The organism is Paraburkholderia aromaticivorans, assembly GCF_002278075.1.
Lineage (GTDB): Bacteria > Pseudomonadota > Gammaproteobacteria > Burkholderiales > Burkholderiaceae > Paraburkholderia > Paraburkholderia aromaticivorans.
In genome coordinates, this window is sequence record NZ_CP022990.1 from 64,196 (window position 1) to 84,306 (window position 20,111).

At 63.6% G+C, this 20,111-nt stretch carries 17 protein-coding genes and 1 pseudogene; 9 read left to right on the top strand and 9 right to left on the bottom strand.

The window, feature by feature from the left end; all coding sequences use genetic code 11:
- Positions 1-25: 25 nt before the first annotated feature.
- Entirely contained in the window at positions 26-1,432 is a 1,407-nt protein-coding gene (locus CJU94_RS20090; RefSeq protein ID WP_095420491.1) for an MFS transporter, read from the bottom strand.
- A gap of 265 nt (positions 1,433-1,697) precedes the next feature.
- On the opposite strand from CJU94_RS20090, the gene CJU94_RS20095 reads away from it, so the two are divergent.
- Entirely contained in the window at positions 1,698-2,654 is a 957-nt protein-coding gene (locus CJU94_RS20095) for a LysR family transcriptional regulator (RefSeq protein ID WP_095420492.1), read from the top strand.
- A 259-nt stretch (positions 2,655-2,913) separates the two neighbouring features.
- The gene (locus CJU94_RS20100) at positions 2,914-4,437 is read left to right on the top strand and encodes a CoA-acylating methylmalonate-semialdehyde dehydrogenase (RefSeq protein ID WP_095420493.1); all 1,524 of its coding nucleotides are present in this window, start codon (positions 2,914-2,916) and stop codon (positions 4,435-4,437) included.
- A gap of 83 nt (positions 4,438-4,520) precedes the next feature.
- Here CJU94_RS20100 and CJU94_RS20105 read toward each other — a convergent pair whose 3' ends face one another.
- The 3 genes from CJU94_RS20105 to CJU94_RS20115 all read right to left on the bottom strand — a co-directional run bounded on the left by CJU94_RS20105 (position 4,521) and on the right by CJU94_RS20115 (position 6,970).
- Positions 4,521-5,861: an MFS transporter gene (locus CJU94_RS20105; protein WP_095420494.1), complete on the bottom strand. Its 1,341-nt coding sequence runs from the start codon at positions 5,859-5,861 to the stop codon at positions 4,521-4,523.
- Between the two features lie 76 nt (positions 5,862-5,937).
- Positions 5,938-6,501: an isochorismatase family protein gene (locus tag CJU94_RS20110; RefSeq protein WP_095420495.1), complete on the bottom strand. Its 564-nt coding sequence runs from the start codon at positions 6,499-6,501 to the stop codon at positions 5,938-5,940.
- A gap of 16 nt (positions 6,502-6,517) precedes the next feature.
- Positions 6,518-6,970, bottom strand: a complete 453-nt coding sequence (locus CJU94_RS20115) for a MarR family winged helix-turn-helix transcriptional regulator (RefSeq protein WP_095420496.1) — start codon at positions 6,968-6,970, stop codon at positions 6,518-6,520.
- A gap of 261 nt (positions 6,971-7,231) precedes the next feature.
- On the opposite strand from CJU94_RS20115, the gene CJU94_RS20120 reads away from it, so the two are divergent.
- On the top strand, positions 7,232-7,765 hold the full coding sequence (locus CJU94_RS20120) for a GNAT family N-acetyltransferase (RefSeq protein ID WP_095422710.1): 534 nt from the start codon (positions 7,232-7,234) through the stop codon (positions 7,763-7,765).
- A gap of 187 nt (positions 7,766-7,952) precedes the next feature.
- On the opposite strand, the gene CJU94_RS20125 is transcribed toward CJU94_RS20120, so the two are convergent.
- From CJU94_RS20125 to CJU94_RS20145, 5 genes are all read right to left on the bottom strand, one after another.
- A complete protein-coding gene (locus tag CJU94_RS20125) occupies positions 7,953-9,014 on the bottom strand; it encodes an alkene reductase (protein WP_095420497.1) in 1,062 nt (353 codons plus the stop codon).
- 87 nt (positions 9,015-9,101) lie between these two features.
- Positions 9,102-9,404, bottom strand: a complete 303-nt coding sequence (locus tag CJU94_RS20130; protein WP_095420498.1) for an ArsR/SmtB family transcription factor — start codon at positions 9,402-9,404, stop codon at positions 9,102-9,104.
- Positions 9,405-9,623: 219 nt separating this feature from the next.
- Positions 9,624-11,066 carry an efflux transporter outer membrane subunit gene (locus CJU94_RS20135; RefSeq protein WP_095420499.1) on the bottom strand — a complete coding sequence of 481 codons (1,443 nt, stop codon included), beginning with the start codon at positions 11,064-11,066 and terminating at the stop codon, positions 9,624-9,626.
- Positions 11,063-14,266: an efflux RND transporter permease subunit gene (locus tag CJU94_RS20140; protein WP_095420500.1), complete on the bottom strand. Its 3,204-nt coding sequence runs from the start codon at positions 14,264-14,266 to the stop codon at positions 11,063-11,065. The genes CJU94_RS20135 and CJU94_RS20140 overlap by 4 nt, the downstream gene beginning before the upstream one ends.
- A 12-nt stretch (positions 14,267-14,278) precedes the next feature.
- Complete coding sequence (locus CJU94_RS20145) at positions 14,279-15,508, bottom strand: efflux RND transporter periplasmic adaptor subunit (protein WP_095420501.1); 1,230 nt, start codon at positions 15,506-15,508, stop codon at positions 14,279-14,281.
- A gap of 372 nt (positions 15,509-15,880) precedes the next feature.
- Here CJU94_RS20145 and CJU94_RS20150 point away from each other — a divergent pair, with 372 nt between their 5' ends.
- The 6 genes and pseudogenes from CJU94_RS20150 (at position 15,881) to CJU94_RS20180 (ending at position 20,082) form a co-directional block, all read left to right on the top strand.
- Positions 15,881-16,621, top strand: a complete 741-nt coding sequence (locus tag CJU94_RS20150) for a response regulator (protein WP_095420502.1) — start codon at positions 15,881-15,883, stop codon at positions 16,619-16,621.
- On the top strand, positions 16,605-17,852 hold the full coding sequence (locus CJU94_RS20155) for an ATP-binding protein (RefSeq protein ID WP_095420503.1): 1,248 nt from the start codon (positions 16,605-16,607) through the stop codon (positions 17,850-17,852). The genes CJU94_RS20150 and CJU94_RS20155 overlap by 17 nt, the downstream gene beginning before the upstream one ends.
- A 78-nt stretch (positions 17,853-17,930) precedes the next feature.
- Positions 17,931-18,125 (top strand): annotated as a pseudogene (locus CJU94_RS20160) (BamA/TamA family outer membrane protein); the annotation flags it as partial.
- Between the two features lie 853 nt (positions 18,126-18,978).
- Positions 18,979-19,194, top strand: coding sequence for a hypothetical protein (locus CJU94_RS20170; protein WP_095420505.1), 216 nt, complete (start codon positions 18,979-18,981; stop codon positions 19,192-19,194).
- 6 nt (positions 19,195-19,200) lie between these two features.
- Entirely contained in the window at positions 19,201-19,545 is a 345-nt protein-coding gene (locus CJU94_RS20175) for a hypothetical protein (protein WP_095420506.1), read from the top strand.
- Between the two features lie 129 nt (positions 19,546-19,674).
- Positions 19,675-20,082, top strand: coding sequence for a universal stress protein (locus tag CJU94_RS20180; RefSeq protein WP_425272221.1), 408 nt, complete (start codon positions 19,675-19,677; stop codon positions 20,080-20,082).
- Positions 20,083-20,111 lie beyond the last annotated feature (29 nt).

The window sequence follows — 20,111 nt, forward strand, 5'->3', positions numbered from 1 at the left end:
TCCTCCGAAGCTCGGGCGGGACGGCTTACGCGAGCGCTTTCCTCGTTTCCGCCATGGTCTCGGCGCGGATCCGCTCGTAGCTGGGCTTGTCCATCGGCACGGCGTTGGGTTCGCCCAGATCGCTCAGCCTGACGCGGTAGTTCTCGCGTGCGCTCCATGCGGTCACCGCTGCGATGATGGTGATGCCGAAGGTGATCGAGCCGATGATGAGCGGAACATTATGCGATCCGGGCGGCGCGACGTAGGCGAACAGCGCGGGCAGCAGTGCGGTGATCGTCGTGCCGATGTTCTGGCCGATCGCCATGGCGGACACGCGCGAGCGGGTCGGGAACAGTTCCGGATAGAAGCTCGGGAAGATGGCGTTGTACCCTTGATAGATGATGCCCCACATGAGGATCGACATCACCATGGCGAGCGGGACGTTGCGGATGCTGATCGCGTAGAGGTAGCCGAACGAGAGCAGACCCGCGCCGAGCGCGCCCACGACGATGGGCAGGCGCCGGCCGATCCGGTCGGACAGATTGCCCACATAGGGAATCACCAGCACGGCGACGATATTGCCGATCACCGGAATCCACAGATAGACGCTCTTGGAAAAACCGATGCCGTACGAAGCCTGCACCGCGTAGGCCGCGCCGAAGATGGTCGCGACAACGGGTATCACGTTCATCAGCGAGCAGCCGACCACCCGCAGCATATCGCCCCAGTTGTAGCGGAAGGCCTCGACAATCGGCGATTTGGGTACGCTGCCGGCCGCGTCTTCCTTGGCGAAGGCGGGCGTTTCGTCGACCTCGCGGCGAATGATGTAGCCGGCAATCAGCACCACCGCGCTCAACAGGAAAGGAATCCGCCAGCCCCACGAGTTGAACGAGCTCTCCTCCATGAAATACGCGAGCGGCAGGAATACCGCGGCGGCGAGAATCTGGCCGGCCTGCACGCCTTGCAGGGTGAAACTCGCGTAATAACCGCGTCGCCCGAATGGCGCGTGCTCGAGAATCATCGAGCTCGCGCCCGAGATTTCACCGGCCACCGCGAAGCCCTGGATCAGGCGAAACACCACCAGCAAGGCGGGCGCGAGCAGCCCCACCTGATGATAGGTGGGCAGGAAGCCGACCGCCATCGTGGAGAAGCCCATCAGGAACATGCAGACGAGCAGGACGTTCTTGCGGCCGTGGGTGTCGCCCCAATGCCCGAGCACCAGTGCGCCGATGGGCCGCGCGACGTAGCCGACGCCATACGTGGCGAGCGAGGCCACGATCGCGATCTTTGGGTTGCCCGATGGAAAGAACAACTGCGGAAAGATAAGCGCGGCGGCCTGAGCGTAGATGAAGAAATCGTAGTACTCCAGTGCCGATCCGATCCAGCCGCTGGCGGTCGCCTTGCGGGCCTGCGAGCGGTGTTCGTGGCCGCCTGCCGATGTATTGGTTTCCATGTTGTCTCCTGAAACAGAAATGTTTTGATCAGCTTCTACGGCTGACTCATTTGCGCCCTGAAAGTGAAACTATGCAACCCAGGATTTACCGGGGCGCGGCCTGCTCGTGGATACTCGAATGCTGCTATGCAGCGAATGAATCGACGGTGGAGACAGGGTTTACGAGTGCCTGGTTGTCCGGAGTATCTGGCGGACCGGCCCGGCTTGCCCGATCGATCCGTTAAGGCTAGGGTAATGTGCTTCTGCACCGACACAATGCGGCCAAATGGAAAATCAGAATGCGCTCACAGCCAGCAATGAGTCTTTTCTGCGCGACCTCCAGTTGTTCTGCAACATCGCGCGCCGGAGCAGTTTCGTGGCGGCATCGACGGAAATGGGCCTGTCGCCTTCTCATGTCAGCAAGCGCCTTGCCATGCTGGAAGCGAGTCTTGGCGTGAAGCTCTTTCAGCGCACCACGCGCCGCGTCAGCGTGACCAGCGACGGCGAAGCCGCTTTGCAGTGGGCGCAGAAAATCCTCGACGACGTGCAGGGCATGGCCGACGCGTTCGCCGATCGCCGCACCGAGCTGCGTGGCTTGTTGCGCATCAGCACGAGCTTGAGGCTCGGGCGCAAACACGTTTCGCCGATTCTGGCCATGCTGCGCAAGCGTCATCCGAACCTCGAGATCTGGCTGGAATTGCTGGACCGGCGCGCCGATCTCGTCGGCGAGAACTTCGATATCGACATTCGCGTGGGCGCGGTGCAGGAGCCGCATCTGATCGCGCACAAGATCGTGGAGAGCGCTCGAATACTCTGCGCGTCGCCGGACTATCTGGAACGCCGCGGCATGCCGGTCGAACTTGCCGAGCTGGCTCAGCACGACTGCCTGCTGTTTCGCGGGCGCGACGACCGCTTCGGCGTCTGGCGCCTGAGCGGGCCGGACGGCGAAAAGAGCGTGAAGGTGACGGGCACCGTTGCGTCCAATCTCAGCGATATCGTGGTGCAGTGGGCGAGGGACGGCTTCGGCGTGGTGATGGTGTCGATCTGGGATGTGGCCGAGAGCCTGCGCGCCGGCGAACTGGTGCGTGTGTTGCCCGACTATATGCAGTCGGCCGACGTATGGGCGGTGACCGCGGAGCGGTCGTCGTCGTCGGCGAAGGTCCAGGTGTGCATCGAGTTTCTCAGGGAGCAGTTGACGAGCGGCCCGTATGCGCTGGTGACGCGCGGCGTGGGCGGCTTTTGACGGGGCCGCGGTCGTCACGCTGCTGGAGCCTGGCCGAGATTGCCGTGCCAATACAGTTGCCACGCAAAAAACAATACAGTGAGGCGCGGTTTTATTTGGCTGTATCGGGAGTATGACCGGCGCCGTCGATACAGTTGGCAAGTCTCAATGGAGCCTGCCGACGAGCGGATGGCCGCCCGGCGCGTGCGACGTAGCCTGATTTTTTGCCTATGACCCGGTGGCGATATGCCGCGGTTGATCCCGAATACGAGGTAAGGACATGAACGTAGTGAACGAACAAGCGAAGCTGTCGGTGCGGCAGTTGGGCCATTACATCAGCGGCGCCCCGGCCGAGCCGACCAGCGGCCGCTTCAAGGACGTGTTCAATCCCGCCACGGGCAAGGTGACCGGCTCGGTCGCCCTCGCGTCGGTCGAGGAAGTCGATGTGGCGGTCCAGGCCGCCAAGGCTGCCTTCCCCGCCTGGAGCGAAACCGCGCCGCTCAAGCGCGCCCGCATTCTGTTCAAGTTCAAGGAACTGCTGAACACGCATCACGACGAACTGGCGATGCTGATCACACGCGAACACGGCAAGGTGTTCACGGACGCGCAAGGCGAAGTGGTGCGCGGCATCGAAGTGGTCGAGTTCGCGTGCGGTATTCCGAACCTGCTCAAGACCGACTTCACCGACCAGATCGGCGGCGGCATCGACAACTGGAATCTGCGTCAGCCGCTGGGTGTGGTCGCCGGCATCACGCCGTTCAATTTCCCGGTCATGGTGCCGATGTGGATGTTCCCGGTCGCGCTCGCCTGCGGCAATACGTTCGTGCTGAAACCGTCGGAGCGTGATCCGTCGGCGTCGCTGCGGATTGCCGAGCTGCTGAAGGAAGCCGGTTTGCCCGACGGTGTGTTCAACGTCGTCAACGGCGACAAGGTGGCCGTGGATGCGCTGATCGATCATCCGGATGTGGCGGCGCTCTCGTTCGTCGGCTCGACGCCGATCGCCGAATACATTCATACGGAAGCGTCGAAGCGCGGCAAGCGCGTGCAGGCGCTCGGCGGCGCGAAGAACCATCTGGTGGTGATGCCCGACGCCGATCTCGACCAGGCGGTCGACGCCTTGATCGGCGCGGCCTACGGTTCGGCGGGCGAGCGCTGCATGGCGATCTCGGTCGCGGTGGCGGTCGGCAACGTGGCCGACACACTGATCGAGAAGCTGGTGCCGCGCGTCAAATCGCTCGTCATCAAGAACGGCGAGAATCTCGACGCCGAAATGGGTCCGCTGGTTACCGCCGAACATAAGGCCAAGGTGGCCGGTTATATCGCGTCGGGCGAGGCGGAAGGCGCGAAGCTGGTCGTGGACGGCCGCGCGCATCCGGTGGCGGCCGAAGACGGCTTCTTTGTCGGCGGCACGCTGTTCGACCATGTCGGCACGGAAATGAAGATCTACAAGGAAGAGATCTTCGGCCCGGTGCTGGCGGTGGTGCGTGTGCCGGACTTTGCGAGCGCCGTCGAATTGATCAACGCGCACGAGTTCGGCAACGGCGTCTCGCTCTTCACGTCGGATGGCGGTGTGGCGCGTGCGTTCGGCCGGCAGATTCAGGTGGGCATGGTCGGTATCAACGTGCCGATTCCGGTGCCGATGGCATGGCATTCGTTCGGCGGCTGGAAGCGCTCGCTGTTCGGCGACCATCATGCCTACGGCGAAGAGGGCGTGCGCTTCTATACGCGCTACAAGAGCATCATGCAGCGCTGGCCGGACAGCATCGCCAAGGGTGCTGAATTCACGATGCCGGTGGCGAAGTAAGTTATCGGGCAAGTCCGCTCCCATGAAAAAAGCCGCGCCCGATTCAGGCGCGGCTTTTTTCATGAAGCTGTGTCAACGGGCCGTTAAACGCCCGACGACGAATCTTCCTCCACTTCGCTCAGTACAGCGTTCTGCACCGCGGCCGCCGGGCTCACGTAAGCCGGCGCCTGGCGCGGGTCGTCGACGCTGTAGCGCAGGCGTCCCGCCTCGAGATAGACACGCAGCTGGCGATACTTCACCAGATAGAGCAGGCCGACCAGCGCCGCCGCGAAACCCGACGCCGCGCCCACGCCGAGCGCCCAGCGCGGGCCGAACCGGTTCGCGACCCAACCGACGACCGGCGCGCCGAGCGGCGTGCCGCCCAGCGCGATGGCCAGCAGAATGGCGATCACCCGACCGCGCATGGCCGGCTCGGTGGAAAGCTGCACCAGGCTGTTGGTGGAGGTCGTGAAGGTTTGCGTCGACACGCCGATCACGATCAGCGCAAGGCCGAACAGCACAGAGTTGGGCATCAACGAGGCCACCGTGCAGCCCACGCCGAACACGGCCGCCGCGCCGAGCAGCAGCGCCATGCGCGGTTTCGCCCGGCGCGCGGCAAGCAGCGCGCCGGTGACGGAGCCGAGCGCCATGGTCGAACTCAACACGCCGTATTCGCCGGCGCCCGCATGAAACGCGGTGACCGACATCGTCGAGATGAAGATCGGGAAATTCAGGCCGAAGGTGCCGATCAGGAACAGCATCAGCAAGGCGGCCTTCAGGTCGGGCCGCTTCCACACGTACTTGAAGCCTTCCACGAAACTGCCGTGCGAGCGCACGGCGCGAGGCTTCAGATGCAGTTCGCTCACGCGCAGCATGCGCAGCGAACCGAGCACCGCAATGAAAGATAGCGCGTTGATCAGAAACACCCAGCCGGTGCCTACCGAGGCGATCAGCAGCCCGGCGACCGCGGGGCCGATCATGCGGGCCGCGTTGAACGAGGTGGAATTCAGCGCGACCGCGTTCGACAGATCGTGCTCGCCGACCAGGTCCGACACGAACGTCTGGCGTGCCGGCGAATCGAACGCGGTGACGCAGCCGAGCAGTCCCGCGAATACATACACGTGCCACAGCTGCACGAGGCCGGTGACGGTGAGGATGCCGAGGCCCAACGCGAGAGAACCCATGGCCGCCTGGGTCGCGAACAGCAGCTTGCGACGGTCGAAGTGATCGGCGGCGTAACCGGTCAGCGGCAACAGCAGCATTTGCGGGCCGAACTGCAGCGACATGACGATACCCACGGCGGTCGCGTTGTGTTGCGTGAGTTCCGTCAGTACGAGCCAATCCTGCGCCGTGCGTTGCATCCACGTGCCGACATTGGAGACGATCGCGCCGCTCGCCCAGACCCGGTAGTTGAAATTGCCCAGCGAACGGAAAGTGCCATTCACCGGACTGTTCTCGCGGGAATGCTCACAGGGATAGCTCGCGCGGCGCGCGAACTGCGAGGCGGGTTCTGGCCCGAGGTCATGCGCGCGAGTGTTCGAGCAGAGCGAGCACTTCCTGCGTCGTGCCCGTTTCGCCGAGGCGCGGGAAGATGCGCGTGAGGCTGTTGGCGTGAGCGTCCGCATGGAGATCGGTCATGGCGTCGACGGCGAACGTGACGTTCAGGCCGAGTTCGTGTGCGTAGCGCGCGGTGGATTCGACGCCGATGCTGGTCGCCACGCCCACGAGCACCACTTGCGTGACGACTTGCTCGCGCAGGTACGCTTCGAGATCGGTGTTCGTAAACGCCCCCCAGGTGCGCTTGGTGACCCGGTGATCGGACGGCTGCGCGTTCAGCTCGGGCACCAGATCCGTGAAGCCGGCGGGGAAGTCGCCGGTGTTGCGCGCCTGTTCCGCGCGGCCCGGCGCGCCGCCGGCCACGTTGACGAGCACCACGGGCAGGCCGTGGCGGCGAAAGGCCTGCGCAAGGGCGGCCGCGCGCTCGACGACTTCGCCGGTGGGATGCGCGGTGGGCAGCGCGACGATGCCGCGCTGCAAATCGATGACGATCAGTGCGGTCTTTGCATCGAGCGTGGTGAGTGCCATGAAGTGCTCCTGGGAGTTACGAGTCGATGAGGCGTTTGAGCAAGTCGACGCCGGCAGCGAGTTGTCGTTGCTCGGCCGCCGAGAAGCGCGTCTGGATAGTGCGGAACAGCCAGTCTTCGCGCGCCGCGCGGCTTGCCTTGATCTTCTTGCGGAAAGCGGGGGTGAGGGAAAGAACCGTTTGCCGGCCGTCGTTCGGATCGGGCGCGCCGCTGACCAGCCCGGCGGCTTTCAGAACCGACAGCGTCTCGCCCATGGATTGCGGGCGCATGCCATGGGCGCGCGCCAGCGCGGTGACCGTGGCCGGACCTTCGCGCTCCAGCAAGCCGAGTACCTGCACCTGCGAAGGCGTGAAATCGCCGACGTGCGACTCTTCGCGCAGGCGGCGGCGCAGTTTGCCGACCAGCACGCGCAAGTCTTCCGCCACGATGTGCAGGGCGTCGGGATCGATCGGGGAGTCTTGCTTGGTCATGTTGCGATAAATATGAAGGCTACCTACGAAGGTTACCTTCGTATATGCCTGAAGTCAAGTTGGGGATGGGCGAGGTGGAGAATGGGCGCAGGCTCTGCCGGCCTCGCTGCGAAGCGCGGTGCGGGCGTGGGCGCCGAGCGCTCGCGTGCTCAGGTGTTCGGTACCAAGAAGACTCGCGCGCTTGTCTTTTTGTCTACGGCGATGTCAATATCTGGGCATGTCGCCGAGAATGACGACCCACACAAAACGACGAAACGTCCCATGCAACACGGTCCCGCCATCACTTTCCGGTTTGCCGGCCAGTCCGACGCGAACGCGATCCGCACGATCGAATCCGAAGCAGGGCAGCGCTTTTTCAGCGTCGACATGGCGGGGATCGCGGACGCGCCGCCTATGGATCTGGAACTCGTCGTTCGCAAGATCGCGGCACGGGAGATCATCGTCGCCGTCGATGCCGATGCCGATGCAACGTGCGCCGGTTTCGTGATGTTCGAGCAGCAGCCCACGCGCATCTACGTGCAGGAACTCGATGTGCTTACCGCGTATGCCGGACAGCGTATCGGCGCGGCGCTCATCGAGCAGGTCGCGCAACACGCGCGTGCGCGACGGCTCTCGCAACTCATCCTGTCGACGTTTCGCGAGGTGCCGTGGAATGCGCCGTACTACCGGCGGCTCGGGTTTCGCGATATTGAAGAAGCCGAGCTGGACGCCGCGCTGATCGAACGGCGCAATGCGCATATTGCGCGAGGACTCGATGAATCAAAGCGCGTTTTCATGCGGCGCGACCTGGCGTGACCGGAGCTACGCCCGCGCTGTGCACGGGCATGAAAAAGCGCGGCAGATGTGACCGGAACAGTTCGTTCCTGCCGCGCCTGCCGCGCCTTTTTTCAGCGTACTGCCAATGCATTGGCTGCTCTAACCCGGCAGCCTAACCTCCGCCGGCTCCGCCCATAGCTTCGCCTTTCCCGGTTTGTTTCCGTGGTTACTCCACGGTTTCCAGCGTCGGGTAATCCACATAGCCGGTTTCGCCGCGTGCGTAGTAGGTCGCCGGATTCGGTTGGTTCAACGGCGCATTCGTGGCGAAGCGACGCACCAGGTCCGGATTTGCAATGAACAGCTGACCCCATGCGACCGCGTCCGCCTCACCCGCCTCGAGCACCTGCTGTGCGGTTTCCCGGGTGAACTTTTCGTTCGCGATATACGGGCCGCCGAATGCTTTCTTCAATTGCGGGCCGAGACGGTCGTCGCCGAGCGCTTCACGTGCGGCGATGAACGCGATCTTGCGCTTGCCGAGTTCACGGGCGACATAACCGAAGGTGGCGGCCGGATCCGAATCGCCCATGGTGTGTGCGTCGCGGCGCGGCGCGAGATGCACGCCGACGCGGTTCGCGCCCCACACGCCGATGCAGGCGTCGGTGATTTCGAGCAGCAGGCGGGCGCGGTTTTCGATCGGGCCGCCGTACGCGTCGGTACGCTTGTTGGTGCTGTCCTGCAGGAACTGGTCGAGCAGATAGCCGTTCGCGCCGTGTACTTCGACGCCGTCGAAGCCGGCTGCCTTGGCGTTCTCCGCGCCTTTGCGGAATGCTTCGACCACGCCGGCGATTTCGTCGAGCGCCAGGGCGCGCGGCGTCACATAGGCGCGCTCCGGACGCACCAGGCTCACGTGGCCTTGTGCGGCGATCGCGCTCGGCGCGACCGGCAGTTCGCCGTTCAGGAACAGCGGATCGGAAATGCGGCCCACGTGCCACAGTTGCAGAAAGATCTTGCCGCCGGCGGCATGCACGGCGCTCGTAACGAGCTTCCAGCCTTCAACCTGTTCCTGCGACCAGATGCCCGGCGTTTCGGCATAGCCCACGCCTTGCGGCGTGACCGAAGTCGCTTCGCTGATGATCAGGCCGGCGGTTGCGCGTTCAGCGTAGTACTTCGCCATCAGCGCGTTCGGCACGCGGATTTCTCCGGCGCGTTGGCGTGTAAGCGGCGCCATGATGATGCGGTTCGGCAGCGTGATGTCGCCAATTTGCAGCGGATCGAAAAGAGTCGGCATATGAGTTCACCTTTGACGGCGGGCGCGTGGCCCGAGCGTGACAAAAAACTGCGTGATGAAAGGAGTGCGGCGATGCGGATCAAGCGCCTAGAGCTGGCTGTTCATGTGCTCGAGAAACGCCTGGATGACCGGCTCGTTGCGTTTGAAAAACACCCATTGACCGACCCGCTTCGACGTGACGAGACCCGCGCGCTGCAAGGCCGCAAGGTGTGCCGATACGGTGGACTGCGACAGGCCGCAGGCCGCGTCGATCTTGCCGGCGCACACGCCGTGATCGAGCGGCAATTCCTGGTCGGCGAAATGCGCGTACGGCTCGCGCAGCCAGCCGAGAATCTCCCGGCGAACCGGGTTGGCCAGTGCTTTGTGAATCGCGTCGATGTCGAGCGTCATTGGGTTGGTTTCAAGGTTTTCGACAACAGGCAGGCGTGGCGCTGATTGGTGCGCGCGCCTGCATCGTTACAAGGCGAATTATATATCGTATTTTTACGATATGCACGAAAGCACTACGGGCAGTGGGGCGATAGATGTCACCCAAGGCATTGTCATCAGCGCATCCGGTGATCCGCCGGCCCGACGTCTCGGGCTTCGCCGGCTCCCGACTCCTCTCGCCTACATGCTTTCAGTTTGCTCCCAACCTCCGCCCAACACCTTGTACAGCGTCACGAGATTGGCTTGCCGGGACAGCGTATCGGTCGCGAGTTGCTGTTGCGCGGTGTAGAGCGTGCGCTGCGCATCGAGGAGGGTCAGAAAGCTGTCCGTGCCCGCCTTGTAACGTGCTTCGGCCAGTGCGTAGTAACGCTGCGAAGACGTTACGTATTCGCGATCCGCGTGCACCTGATCGATGTAGGTGGCGCGTGCCGTCAGCGCATTCGATACTTCCTTGAACGCCGTCTGGATCGTGCTTTCATAGTCGGCGACCTCGATCTGCTTCTCGATCTTCGCAACATCGAGCGATGCCTTGTTGCTACCGTAATCGAAGATCGGCATCGACACGCTCGGCGCAAATGCCCATGCTCCCGTGCCGGCCTTGAACAGACTCGAGAGCGTCGAACTCGACGTGCCGGCCGTCGCCGTCAACTCGATCTTCGGGAAGAACGCCGCGCGCGCGGCGCCGATGTTGGCGTTCGCCGCTTTCAGCGCATGTTCGGCCTGCACGACGTCGGGACGCCGGGTGAGCAACAGCGACGGCACGCCGGCACCGATGTCGGCGAACATGGACTCGTCGTCGAATGAGCGGGCAGGCGGCAGGTCATCGGGAATCGGCGCGCCGAGCACGGCGACCAGATTGTTGCGGTCTTGCGCGACGGCACGACGATAAGACGCGAGGCTGGCCCTCGCGCTCGCCAGAGAATTCTCGGCTTGTTGCACGTCCAGTAGAGAAGAGTTGCCCAACTCCTGCACGCGCTTCGTGACCTCGTAGGTCGACTGATCCGCCTTGACCGTGTCTTCGGTCAACTGCAGCAGTCGCTCATCGGACAGCAAGGTCAGATAGTCGCTCGCCACGGTCGCGATCAAACTGATCTGCGTGCTTTGGCGCGATGCATCCGTGGCGAGATAGTTCTCCAGCGCCTGACGCTTGAGGCTGCGCAAGCGCCCAAAGAAATCGATTTCCCACGACGTCGTGCCGACATTGAGATCGCTGACGCTGCTCGTCACGCCTTGGGTCCGCTCGCGAGTCAGACTGCCGCTCGCGCTGATCGACGGCGCAAGCGCGGCGCGCGTAATCCGGTATTGCGCTTCGTATTCGGCAACGTTCAACGCTGCCACGCGCATGTCGCGATTGTTCGCCAGCGCGATCCCGATCAACCGCTGCAGACGTTCATCGCGAAAGAAGCTTCGCCACGCGGTATCGACGGCGAGCGGTGCTGCCGCGGCCGTGCCGCTCGCGCTCATTGACGCTGCCGCCGCGCTCGTGCTTTCGTAGCCGTCGCCTTGCGGATACGCCACAGCAACCGGCGCGACGGGCCGTTCATAGTGTGGATCGAGCGTGCAGCCCGCGAGCAGGGCGAGCGCGAACGCTACTGCGCAGGCACCGAGTTTGAGTTTCATCATTTCACCCCTTGCTGTTGGCTGGTGTCGCCGTGCTCGCCGAACAGCCGTCGCACGACGACGAAGAACACCGGCACGAAAAAGATCGCGAGGAACGTGGCGGCGATCATCCCGCCCATCACGCCGGTACCGATCGCATGACGGCTCGCCGAACCGGCGCCTGTGCTGATCACGAGCGGCAGGACGCCGAATACGAAGGCGAGCGACGTCATCAGGATCGGCCGCAGCCGTAGCCGCGCGGCTTCGATGGTGGCCTCGATCAGCCCGCGCCCCTGCGCCTGCAGGTCCTTGGCGAATTCGACGATCAGGATTGCGTTCTTGGTGGACAGGCCAATGGTCGCGAGCAGGCCGACCTTGAAATAGATGTCGTCGGAGAGCCCGCGGATATGCGCGCCCAGCACCGCCCCGAGCACGCCGAGCGGCACCACCAGAATCACCGCGATCGGAATGGACCAGCTTTCATACAGGCCGGCCAGGCAGAGGAACACCACGATCAGCGAAATCGCGTACAGATAGATCGCTTGCGAGCCGGCAATGCGCTCCTGGTACGATTGCCCGGTCCAGTCGATGCCGTAGCCCGCGGGCAGTCTCTTGACGAGCGCATCGACGGCGTCCATCGCCTGGCCGGTGCTGGTGTTCGCGCCGGTTTGCGCGGTCATTTCCATCGCCAGCGTGCGGTTAAAGCGCTCGATCTGCGGCGGCCCGAAGGTCCATTTGCCGGTGGCGAAGGCGGAAAAGGGCACCATCTCGCCGTCGTAGCCGCTCGTGGTTGAACTGCTGGTCGAGCCGCTGCTCGTCGAAGTGGTGCTGCTCGAACTGCTCGAACTGCTTGTGGTGCTCGAACGCACATACCATCGGCCGATGTCCGACGGCATCATCCGGTACGGCGCGTCGGCCTGGACGTAGACCTTTTGAATACGCCCCGTATCGACATAGTTGTTCACATACGAAGAGCCGAACGCCGTCTGCAACGTATCGTTCACATCGGCAATGGAGAGCCCAAGGGCGCTCGCCTTCTCACGGTCGATGTCGACATGGAACTGCGGCGTGTCGTCGAGACCGCCGGGACGCATGCCGGACAAGGCACGGTCTTTGGCCGCGAGCGCGAGCAGTTGCTGGCGCGCTGTCATCAGCTTGTCGTGGCCTTGGCCCGCGCGGTCTTCGAGTTCGAAGTCGAGGCCGCTTTGTGTGCCGAGCTCCTGAATGGCCGGCGGGTTGAGCGCGAAAATCTGCGCGTCGCGCGTGGCGGCGAAGTGCATGTTGGCGCGCTGGATGAGCGCCGCCGCCGAGCCGTCCTTGCCGCGCCGGGCGCTCCAGTCCTTGAGCTGTACGAAGGTCAACGCGTTGTTCTGTCCGGAACCGTTAAAGCTGAACCCGGTCAGTGCGATGATCTTGTCGACCTGCGCAAGCCCGAGATAGTAGGCTTCGACCTTCTTCACGGTTTCCAGCGTCTGCGCGGCGGGCGTGCCGACCGGCGCGGAAATCGAGGTGATGATGATCCCCTGATCCTCGTCGGGGAGGTACGACGAGGGCAGCTTCATGAAGAGCAGCGCCACGACGCCCGCGATCAACACGTAGATCACCATGTAGCGCATCGGATTGCCGACCACGCGCGAGACCGCCGAGTCGTAGCGATCCGTGCCGCGCGCAAGCACGCGGTTGAACCAGCCTAACACGCCGCGTTTCGCGTGATGCTCGACGTCGGTACGCCGCAGCAAGGTCGCGCACAGCGCCGGCGTGAGCGTCAGCGCGAGGAACACCGAAAGCAGCATCGCCGCGACGATCGTGACGGAGAACTGCCGGTAAATCGCGCCCGTCGAGCCCGAGAAGAACGCCATCGGAATGAACACGGCGATCAGGACGGTCGTGATGCCGACCAGTGCGCCCGTGATCTGCTTCATCGCCTTGCGTGTGGCTTCGACCGGAGACAGTCCTTCTTCGGCGATCAGCCGCTCGACGTTTTCGACAACCACGATGGCGTCGTCCACCAGCAGGCCGATTGCCAGCACCAGCCCGAACATCGACAACACGTTGATCGAAAATCCGACCGCCGACATTACCGCGAACGTGCCGAGCAAGGCGACCGGCACGACAATGGTCGGAATCAGCGTCGCGCGCAGATTCTGCAGGAACACGTACATCACGACGAAAACCAGCATGACCGCTTCGATCAGCGTCTTCACCACTTCTTCGATCGAGATCTTCACGAACGGCGTGGTGTCGTACGGATAGTCGACTACCACGTTGTGCGGCAATTGCCCGCTCAGTTCGTCGAGCTTGGCGCGCACGGCCTTCGCGACGCTCATCGCGTTCGCGCCGCTCGCGAGCTTGACCGCGAGCGAGGCCGCCGGCTTGCCGTTCAGGCGCGAGTCCGTACTGTAGTCGTCGCCGCCCACCTCGACGCGCGCGACGTCCTTGAGCATGACCTTCGAGCCGTCGCTGTTCACGCGCAGCAGGATCGCGCCGAACTGCGCGGGCGTGGTGAGCAGGCTCGACGCGGAAATGGTCGCGTTGATGGCCTGCGTTTTCGTGGACGGCGAGCCGCCAATCTGGCCCACCGAGAGTTGCACGTTCTGATTCGTGATAGCGGTGGTGACGTCGGCGGTGGTGAGCCCAACCGCCTGCAGCTTCACCGGGTCAAGCCAGATGCGCATGGCGTGTTGCGCGCCGAACAGCATAACGTCGCCCACGCCGTCGATCTGCGTGAGCGGGTCCTCGATCTGCGTCGCGATGATATTGCCCAGATCGATGGAATTCATGCTGCCGTCGGTCGACGACAGCGACACGATCATCAGGAACGCGTTGGCCGCTTTCGCGACCTGCACGCCTTGCTCCTGAACCGTCTGCGGCAGCGACGAACTGGCCTGCTCGACCTTGTTCTGCACTTGCACCTGCGCGATATCCGCGTTGGTGCCCTGCTGGAACGTGAGCGTGATGCGCGCCTGCCCGGACGAACTGCTGGTGGACGACATATAGAGCAGATGGTCGATGCCGCTCAGCTTCTGTTCGATCACCTGGGTGACGGTGGTCGCGATGGTTTCGGCCGAGGCTCCTGGATACGTTGCCGTGACCTGCACGGAAACCGGCGCCACGCTCGGATACTGTTCGATAGGAAGCGTCCCAATGGAAGCGCCGCCGATCATCATGATGACGATGGCGATGACCCACGCGAGGATCGGTCGGTTGATAAAAAATCCTGCCATGAGATTCTCGCTCTAACTATGGGCTGCCGACGGGTTGTCCGCGGTGGCGGGCGCGGCCGTTATGCCGGACGTGCCGGGACTTTCGACGGGCTTGACCACCGCACCGGCACGCGCTTTCTGCGAGCCCGCGACGATCACGCGATCGCCCGCCTTGAGGCCGCTCGTGACGAGCCAGTCGCTGCCTGATGCGGTGTCGGCCGTCACGGCTGTTTGCACGACCTTGTTGCCGGCACCGACGGTGAGCACGCTGGCAGAGCCGTCCGACGCACGGGAAACCGCGAGTTGCGGCACCGTGATCGCCTGCTGGTTCACGCCTTCTTCGAGCCGCGCGCGCACGAACATGCCGGGCAGCAACACGCCGTCAGGATTCGGGAACACGCAGCGCAAGGTCACCGAACCGGTGGTGGTGTCGACGGTGATATCGGAGAACAGCAGCTTGCCGGCTTGCGCATAGGTGCTGCCGTCTTCCATCACCAGATGAACCACGGCGCCGTCCGTGCCGGACTGCTGCAATTGACCGCTCGCGAATTCCTTCTGCAGACGCAGCCAATCCGCGGAGGAGCGCGTGACGTCGAGATACATCTCGCTCGTCGCCTGCACCGTCGCGAGCGCGGTGGTCTGCTCAGCGGTCACGAGCGCGCCTTCGGTCACGCTCGATTTGCCGATGCGGCCCGCAATCGGCGCCACCACCCTGGTGTAGCCGAGATTGATCGCGGCGGTCTTCAGCGCGGCGCGGTCGGCGACGACGTCGGCTTTCGCCTCGTCCAGCGCGGCGACGGCGTCGTCGTAGTCCTGGCGGCTCACGCCCTGGATCTTTGAGAGTTCGGCGTAGCGCGTGGCCTTGGTCTGCGCGGCGCTCGCCGTCGCCACCGCTTTGGCCAGCGTGCCGATCGCCTGGTCGTAGGCGGCCTGATAACTGGACGCGTCGATCTGATAGAGCACGGCGCCGGCCGCGACCTGCGAGCCCTCGGTAAACAGGCGTTGTCTGACGATGCCTTCGACCTGCGGCCTGACTTCGGCGACGCGAATCGCCGAGAGCCGCCCGGACAATTCGGTGCTCGACACGACGGTATGCGGGGTGATGGTCTGGACGCTGACTTCGGGCACCGACTGCACGGGCCCATGCGACGCCTCGTCGCCACAACCGGACAACATGAACGTGGCGGCGGCAATGGCCGACGCAAGCAGCGTGAACGCCGGCGCGCGCCGTAACGGTTCAACCACGATGGTGAGAGTGGGCATGCTGTGAGCATCCTTCGACTGGATTCGAACAAGGTCCGTCTGGCATGCGCCGTTCGCTCGCGAAAGAGCCCACGCGGCGCTGCGCCAGCGGCTGGATGGGACCCAGCATAGAGACCAACGTCTTACGGTGGCTTAGACAGGGATTACGACTTGTAACGGAGCGCGGCTCGTGGCGTGAGGGCGAGGTGAGCGGATGTAGTGGGAACGTGATGCCGTGCGCAAGACGCTCGAGCTGGCAGCGCCGCCGTAATAAACTGTAAGCGTGGCTAAGAACCCGCAACCGCTCGCGTCGCGCAATTCGTTATATTTCGACAAGTGGCCGGCGCGCGGAACTGCCGTGCGTCAACTCTCCTCATCGATCGGGGCCTAGCCATGCCAGACACGCCCATCCAGGTTTTGCTGGTCGACGACGACGCCGACCTTCGTGACCTGCTTCGAACCTTCTTCCAGCAACGTGGCATCGAGATGTCCGTGCTGCACGACGCCAATCATTTGAGCCGCCGGCTCGAACGCGAGCGGCCCTCGATCATCGTGCTCGATCTGATGATGCCGGGCATCGACGGACTCAGCGCGCTCAAGCAATTGCGCGCGAATGGCGACGCGATCCCCGTGATCATGCTGACGGCACGCGCCGAGGGTGTGGATCGCGTGGTCGGTCTCGAACTCGGCGCCGACGACTATCTCGGCAAGCCGTTCATGCCGCAGGAACTGCTCGCGCGTATTCATGCGGTGCTGCGCCGGCACGCGCAACCGGCGCCTGCGGCAGGGTCGCCGGTCGAGAAGCGCGAAACACTACGCTTCGGCCGCTTCAGGCTCGATTTCGCCAGCCGCACACTATTTCGCGAGGACGAGCCGCTCAAGCTGACCGGCGGCGAATACGCCTTGCTCGAGGTGCTCGCCCAGCATCCGATGGAAACGCTGTCGCGCTCGAAGCTCGTCGACCTGCTGCACGGTCCGTATTCGGAAGTGACCGAGCGGGGTATCGACGTGCCGGTGTGGCGCCTGCGCCGCCTGCTCGAAGACGATCCCGCCAATCCGCGTCTGATCCAGACGATACGTGGCACCGGCTACATGTTCGTGCCTCGCGGCAGTGACGATGACCAATCCCTTTAACACGCTGTTCGGCCGGCTCTCGTTGATGACCGTGAGCCTGATCGTGCTGGTTCACATTACCGCCCTGGTGCTCGTGGACCGTGAGCGCGGCCAGATCGACACGGCTCATGCGCAGCGCGCGCTGCTTCTCGCGGTTCAGGCCGAACATGATGGCGCGTTGGCCGCTTCGCATGTATCGGCGATACTCGGCATGTCGTATGTGAAAGCGGGCGACGCGATCGCGTCAGGCTGTCCGGCGCCGTGTGAGAACACCTCGGGTCCGTTCGAACGCGACTTGCGTGCGAAGTTGCCGCCCGGCAGTCAGGTGGTGGTCGACGCCGACGACGGCACGGTGTGGGTGCACTACGCGGGCAACCCGGATTGGCTCAAGCTGCAGAATTCGATGCTGCCGGCGCGGCGTTTTCTCGGTGCGTCGGCGACCATGCTGGTCTTCGCGGTGATCATCGCGTTGTTCGGCGCGTGGCATTTACAGCGCCCGTTGCATCGGTTGGCGCTCGCGGCGCGCGAGTTCCGCGTGGGCCATCGCGCGCCGGTTGTCGAGGCGAGCGGTCCGCGCGAGTTGAAGGAGTTGATCGGCGACTTCAACCAGATGGTGCACGAACTCGCACAGGCCGAGCAGGATCGCGCGGTGATGCTGGCCGGCGTGGCGCACGATCTGCGCGCACCGATTACGCGCATGCAGGTGCGCGCGGATCTGCTGCCCGACGAAGCGAACCGTCGCGGCTTCCTGCGCGATGCGGAGTCGCTGTCGCGGATCGTCACGCAGTTTCTGGACTTTGCGCGTGAGACTGCGGACACCTCACCGCGCACCCATGTCGATGCGCATTGCCGCCGCCACTACGGCGACAGTCTCGCTGACGACACACTCGTGCGTCTGAATCTGCGCGCCGGTGACGGCTTCGAGTTGCCGCTCGTCGACCTCGACCGGATTCTGACGAACCTGATCGAGAACGCGCTCACCTACGGCGAACCGCCGGTGGAAATCTCGACGTCCCGGCATAACGGCCGCTTCACGCTCGAGGTGCGCGATCATGGCGGCGGCATACCGGGCAACCAGCTCGACCGCGCGCTGCAACCCTTTGGGCGACTCGACGAAGCGCGCGGCGGCGATGCGCATTGCGGTTTAGGCCTCGCGATCGTGCGGCGTCTGGTGCGGTATAACGGCGGCGATTTTCATGCGGATAACGCGTCTGATGGTGGGTTCGTGGTGTCGATGACGTTTCCGGTGTAGTGGCATCACTGCGGCGGCCGGCGTGACGAATTGTTGGAGAAGCAACCCAAGCGGGAGCGGGCGTGGGTCCCTGACGGATTCCTCGACGCCGGCAATGTCTGGGGCAACGAAGGCAACAGCACCGGCGCCAACGGTTTGCGCCACAGCTACGGCGCGGGTCTCGAATGGATTTCACCTATTGGCCCGCTCAAGCTTTCGCTTGGCTTGCCGATCGTCAAACACGCGACCGGCAAATATCGGAAGTTCCAGTTTCAGATCGGCACGTCCTTCTGAGCGAGCGCACTGACTGGAAAGCTTTGGTAAGCGCTTCGCCCTAAGGGTATCTAATCGCGTTTTATAAGCCGGGAGCAGGTCGGTAACATAGGTGATGAAGCTGCATCGTCAATTTTCAAACCACCCATGGAACTAGAAAGGAAGCCAGAACATGACTGGTCGCGTATGCAGAGTCCTCCTGTCCGGAGCGAATGTGCGGCGGCTTTTTTTGACCACCATGCTGGCGGGAATCGGCGGATTGCAAGGTTGTTCGACTACGCTGGAAACCCTTGGACTAGGGGTTGGGTTAGGCATCGGCGTAGGTGCGATCGGCGCGGTTGGTACGATCGCGTGTGCGATCGGCTGCGAGCGTGATCGCGGATTTTGAGGGGGGCTCGCGAGGATCGCGGCGAGCGTTCGTAGCGGATCTCTACCGATGACACGACGGACATAATCGGCGCTCGAATGCCGTTTAGCGTTTGACTCCCGTAACGATTGCGCGACAACCCAAACCTTTTCGACTGAATGTGCGAGGTCCATGCTGGGCCAGGCAGCTCGCGCGCGTGATCGTCGGCAAGGGCGTGAGTCTTTGTCCACGTGGCGGGCCACCCGCTGCAACATGATTGTAGAGACCTCGCACGCCGAGTACCTTGCGTTGGACATCAACGCCACAAGCCTCCAACGGGATCCGGCGTGTCCTGGGCGTATCGACGCCGAAACGGGCGCTCGTTAACTGCTCGTCGGTGCCCGGCCCATTTCACAGCATTTTTACGCGGCCCATTGAAATCGTTTCGCGGTCTTTACGAGGTCCTCCGTATAGTGGGCGGCTGGTGGTTCGACAAAGAACACAATCGCGAGATTTGCAGGGGCTCATATGGCGTTCAAACAAACCAGGGGCGGTGTGACCGTCGAGGCTTGCGTGTTTCCCGCTCCGGGTCACATGTTCAAAGGTGCATTGCGCGTGACGACCGTGCGGCACGACCAACCGGTCCAGCGGATCACCGGGCGCCGTTGCGGAAGGCCTGTGGCTAGCTCCGGGCAAGCGCTGGAACTGGCCGAACTCGAAGCACGCCGCATGCTCGGCGTCTGATATGCCATGACACCGTCAAGACCCGCCATGAGGTTCAGGGGGCTGTGCAAGCTCATCGCCATTGTGTTCGTCACCAATCAGGTTCTCACGACACTCTTCAACTACGCCGCCCAGCAACTCGATCCCGCGCTGCCGCCTGAATCGCTGTGGATTTTCAGCTGCTTGACCTGCGGGCTCGTGACGCTGTGGTTGCAGGCCGATGCGCGGCGCGCGTTCGGCCTCGCGCGCGAGAAGGGCTTTGTGAAGAACGGCGGCGACGGCAAGCAGGACTTGCAGATCGCCGAGGACTGCCCGAAGCGATGGCTCGTGATCTTGCATGTCGAACTGAATCCGGCGGCGATGCAGGCCTAGCGGCGGCGCGCCGGCCGGCCGTATCCGCTTGTTCGAGCGAACGGCTAATACTTTTACACGGCGTTAACGCGGCTTTAGCTAACCTCGAGTTACACACCGTTCGACACCCAGGATTTCTCGATGATACGAATGCTGATTCCCGTCCTCGATCATGGTGGCGCCGTCCAGGCCGCGCGCTACGCGGCGTTCATGTTTCTCGAGCGCGGTGTAACGGAAGTCGAACTACTGGAGGTCCTCGAACCGGTCGGGGAAGGGCGCGCGGCGGCCTTCCACTCCCGTAGCTTCCTGTTGCGCCATGAGAAGCAGGCCATGCTGAAGGCGTTGATCGACGCCCGTACGATTCTCGAAGAAGCCGGCGTGCCTTACCGCTGGAAACGGGTCTTCGGGCATCGCACGAAAGCGGTCGCGGACTACGCGGCGACGACTCGCCCGGACGTCATGGTGATCGACGCGAGCCATATGGGCTTCTTTCGCCGGCTCGCCATGCTTGCCTCGCTGGCGAGGCGAACGGTCACGCCGGTGACGATGGTTCACTGAATCGAATCATCCGGGCAACGCCCGGAATC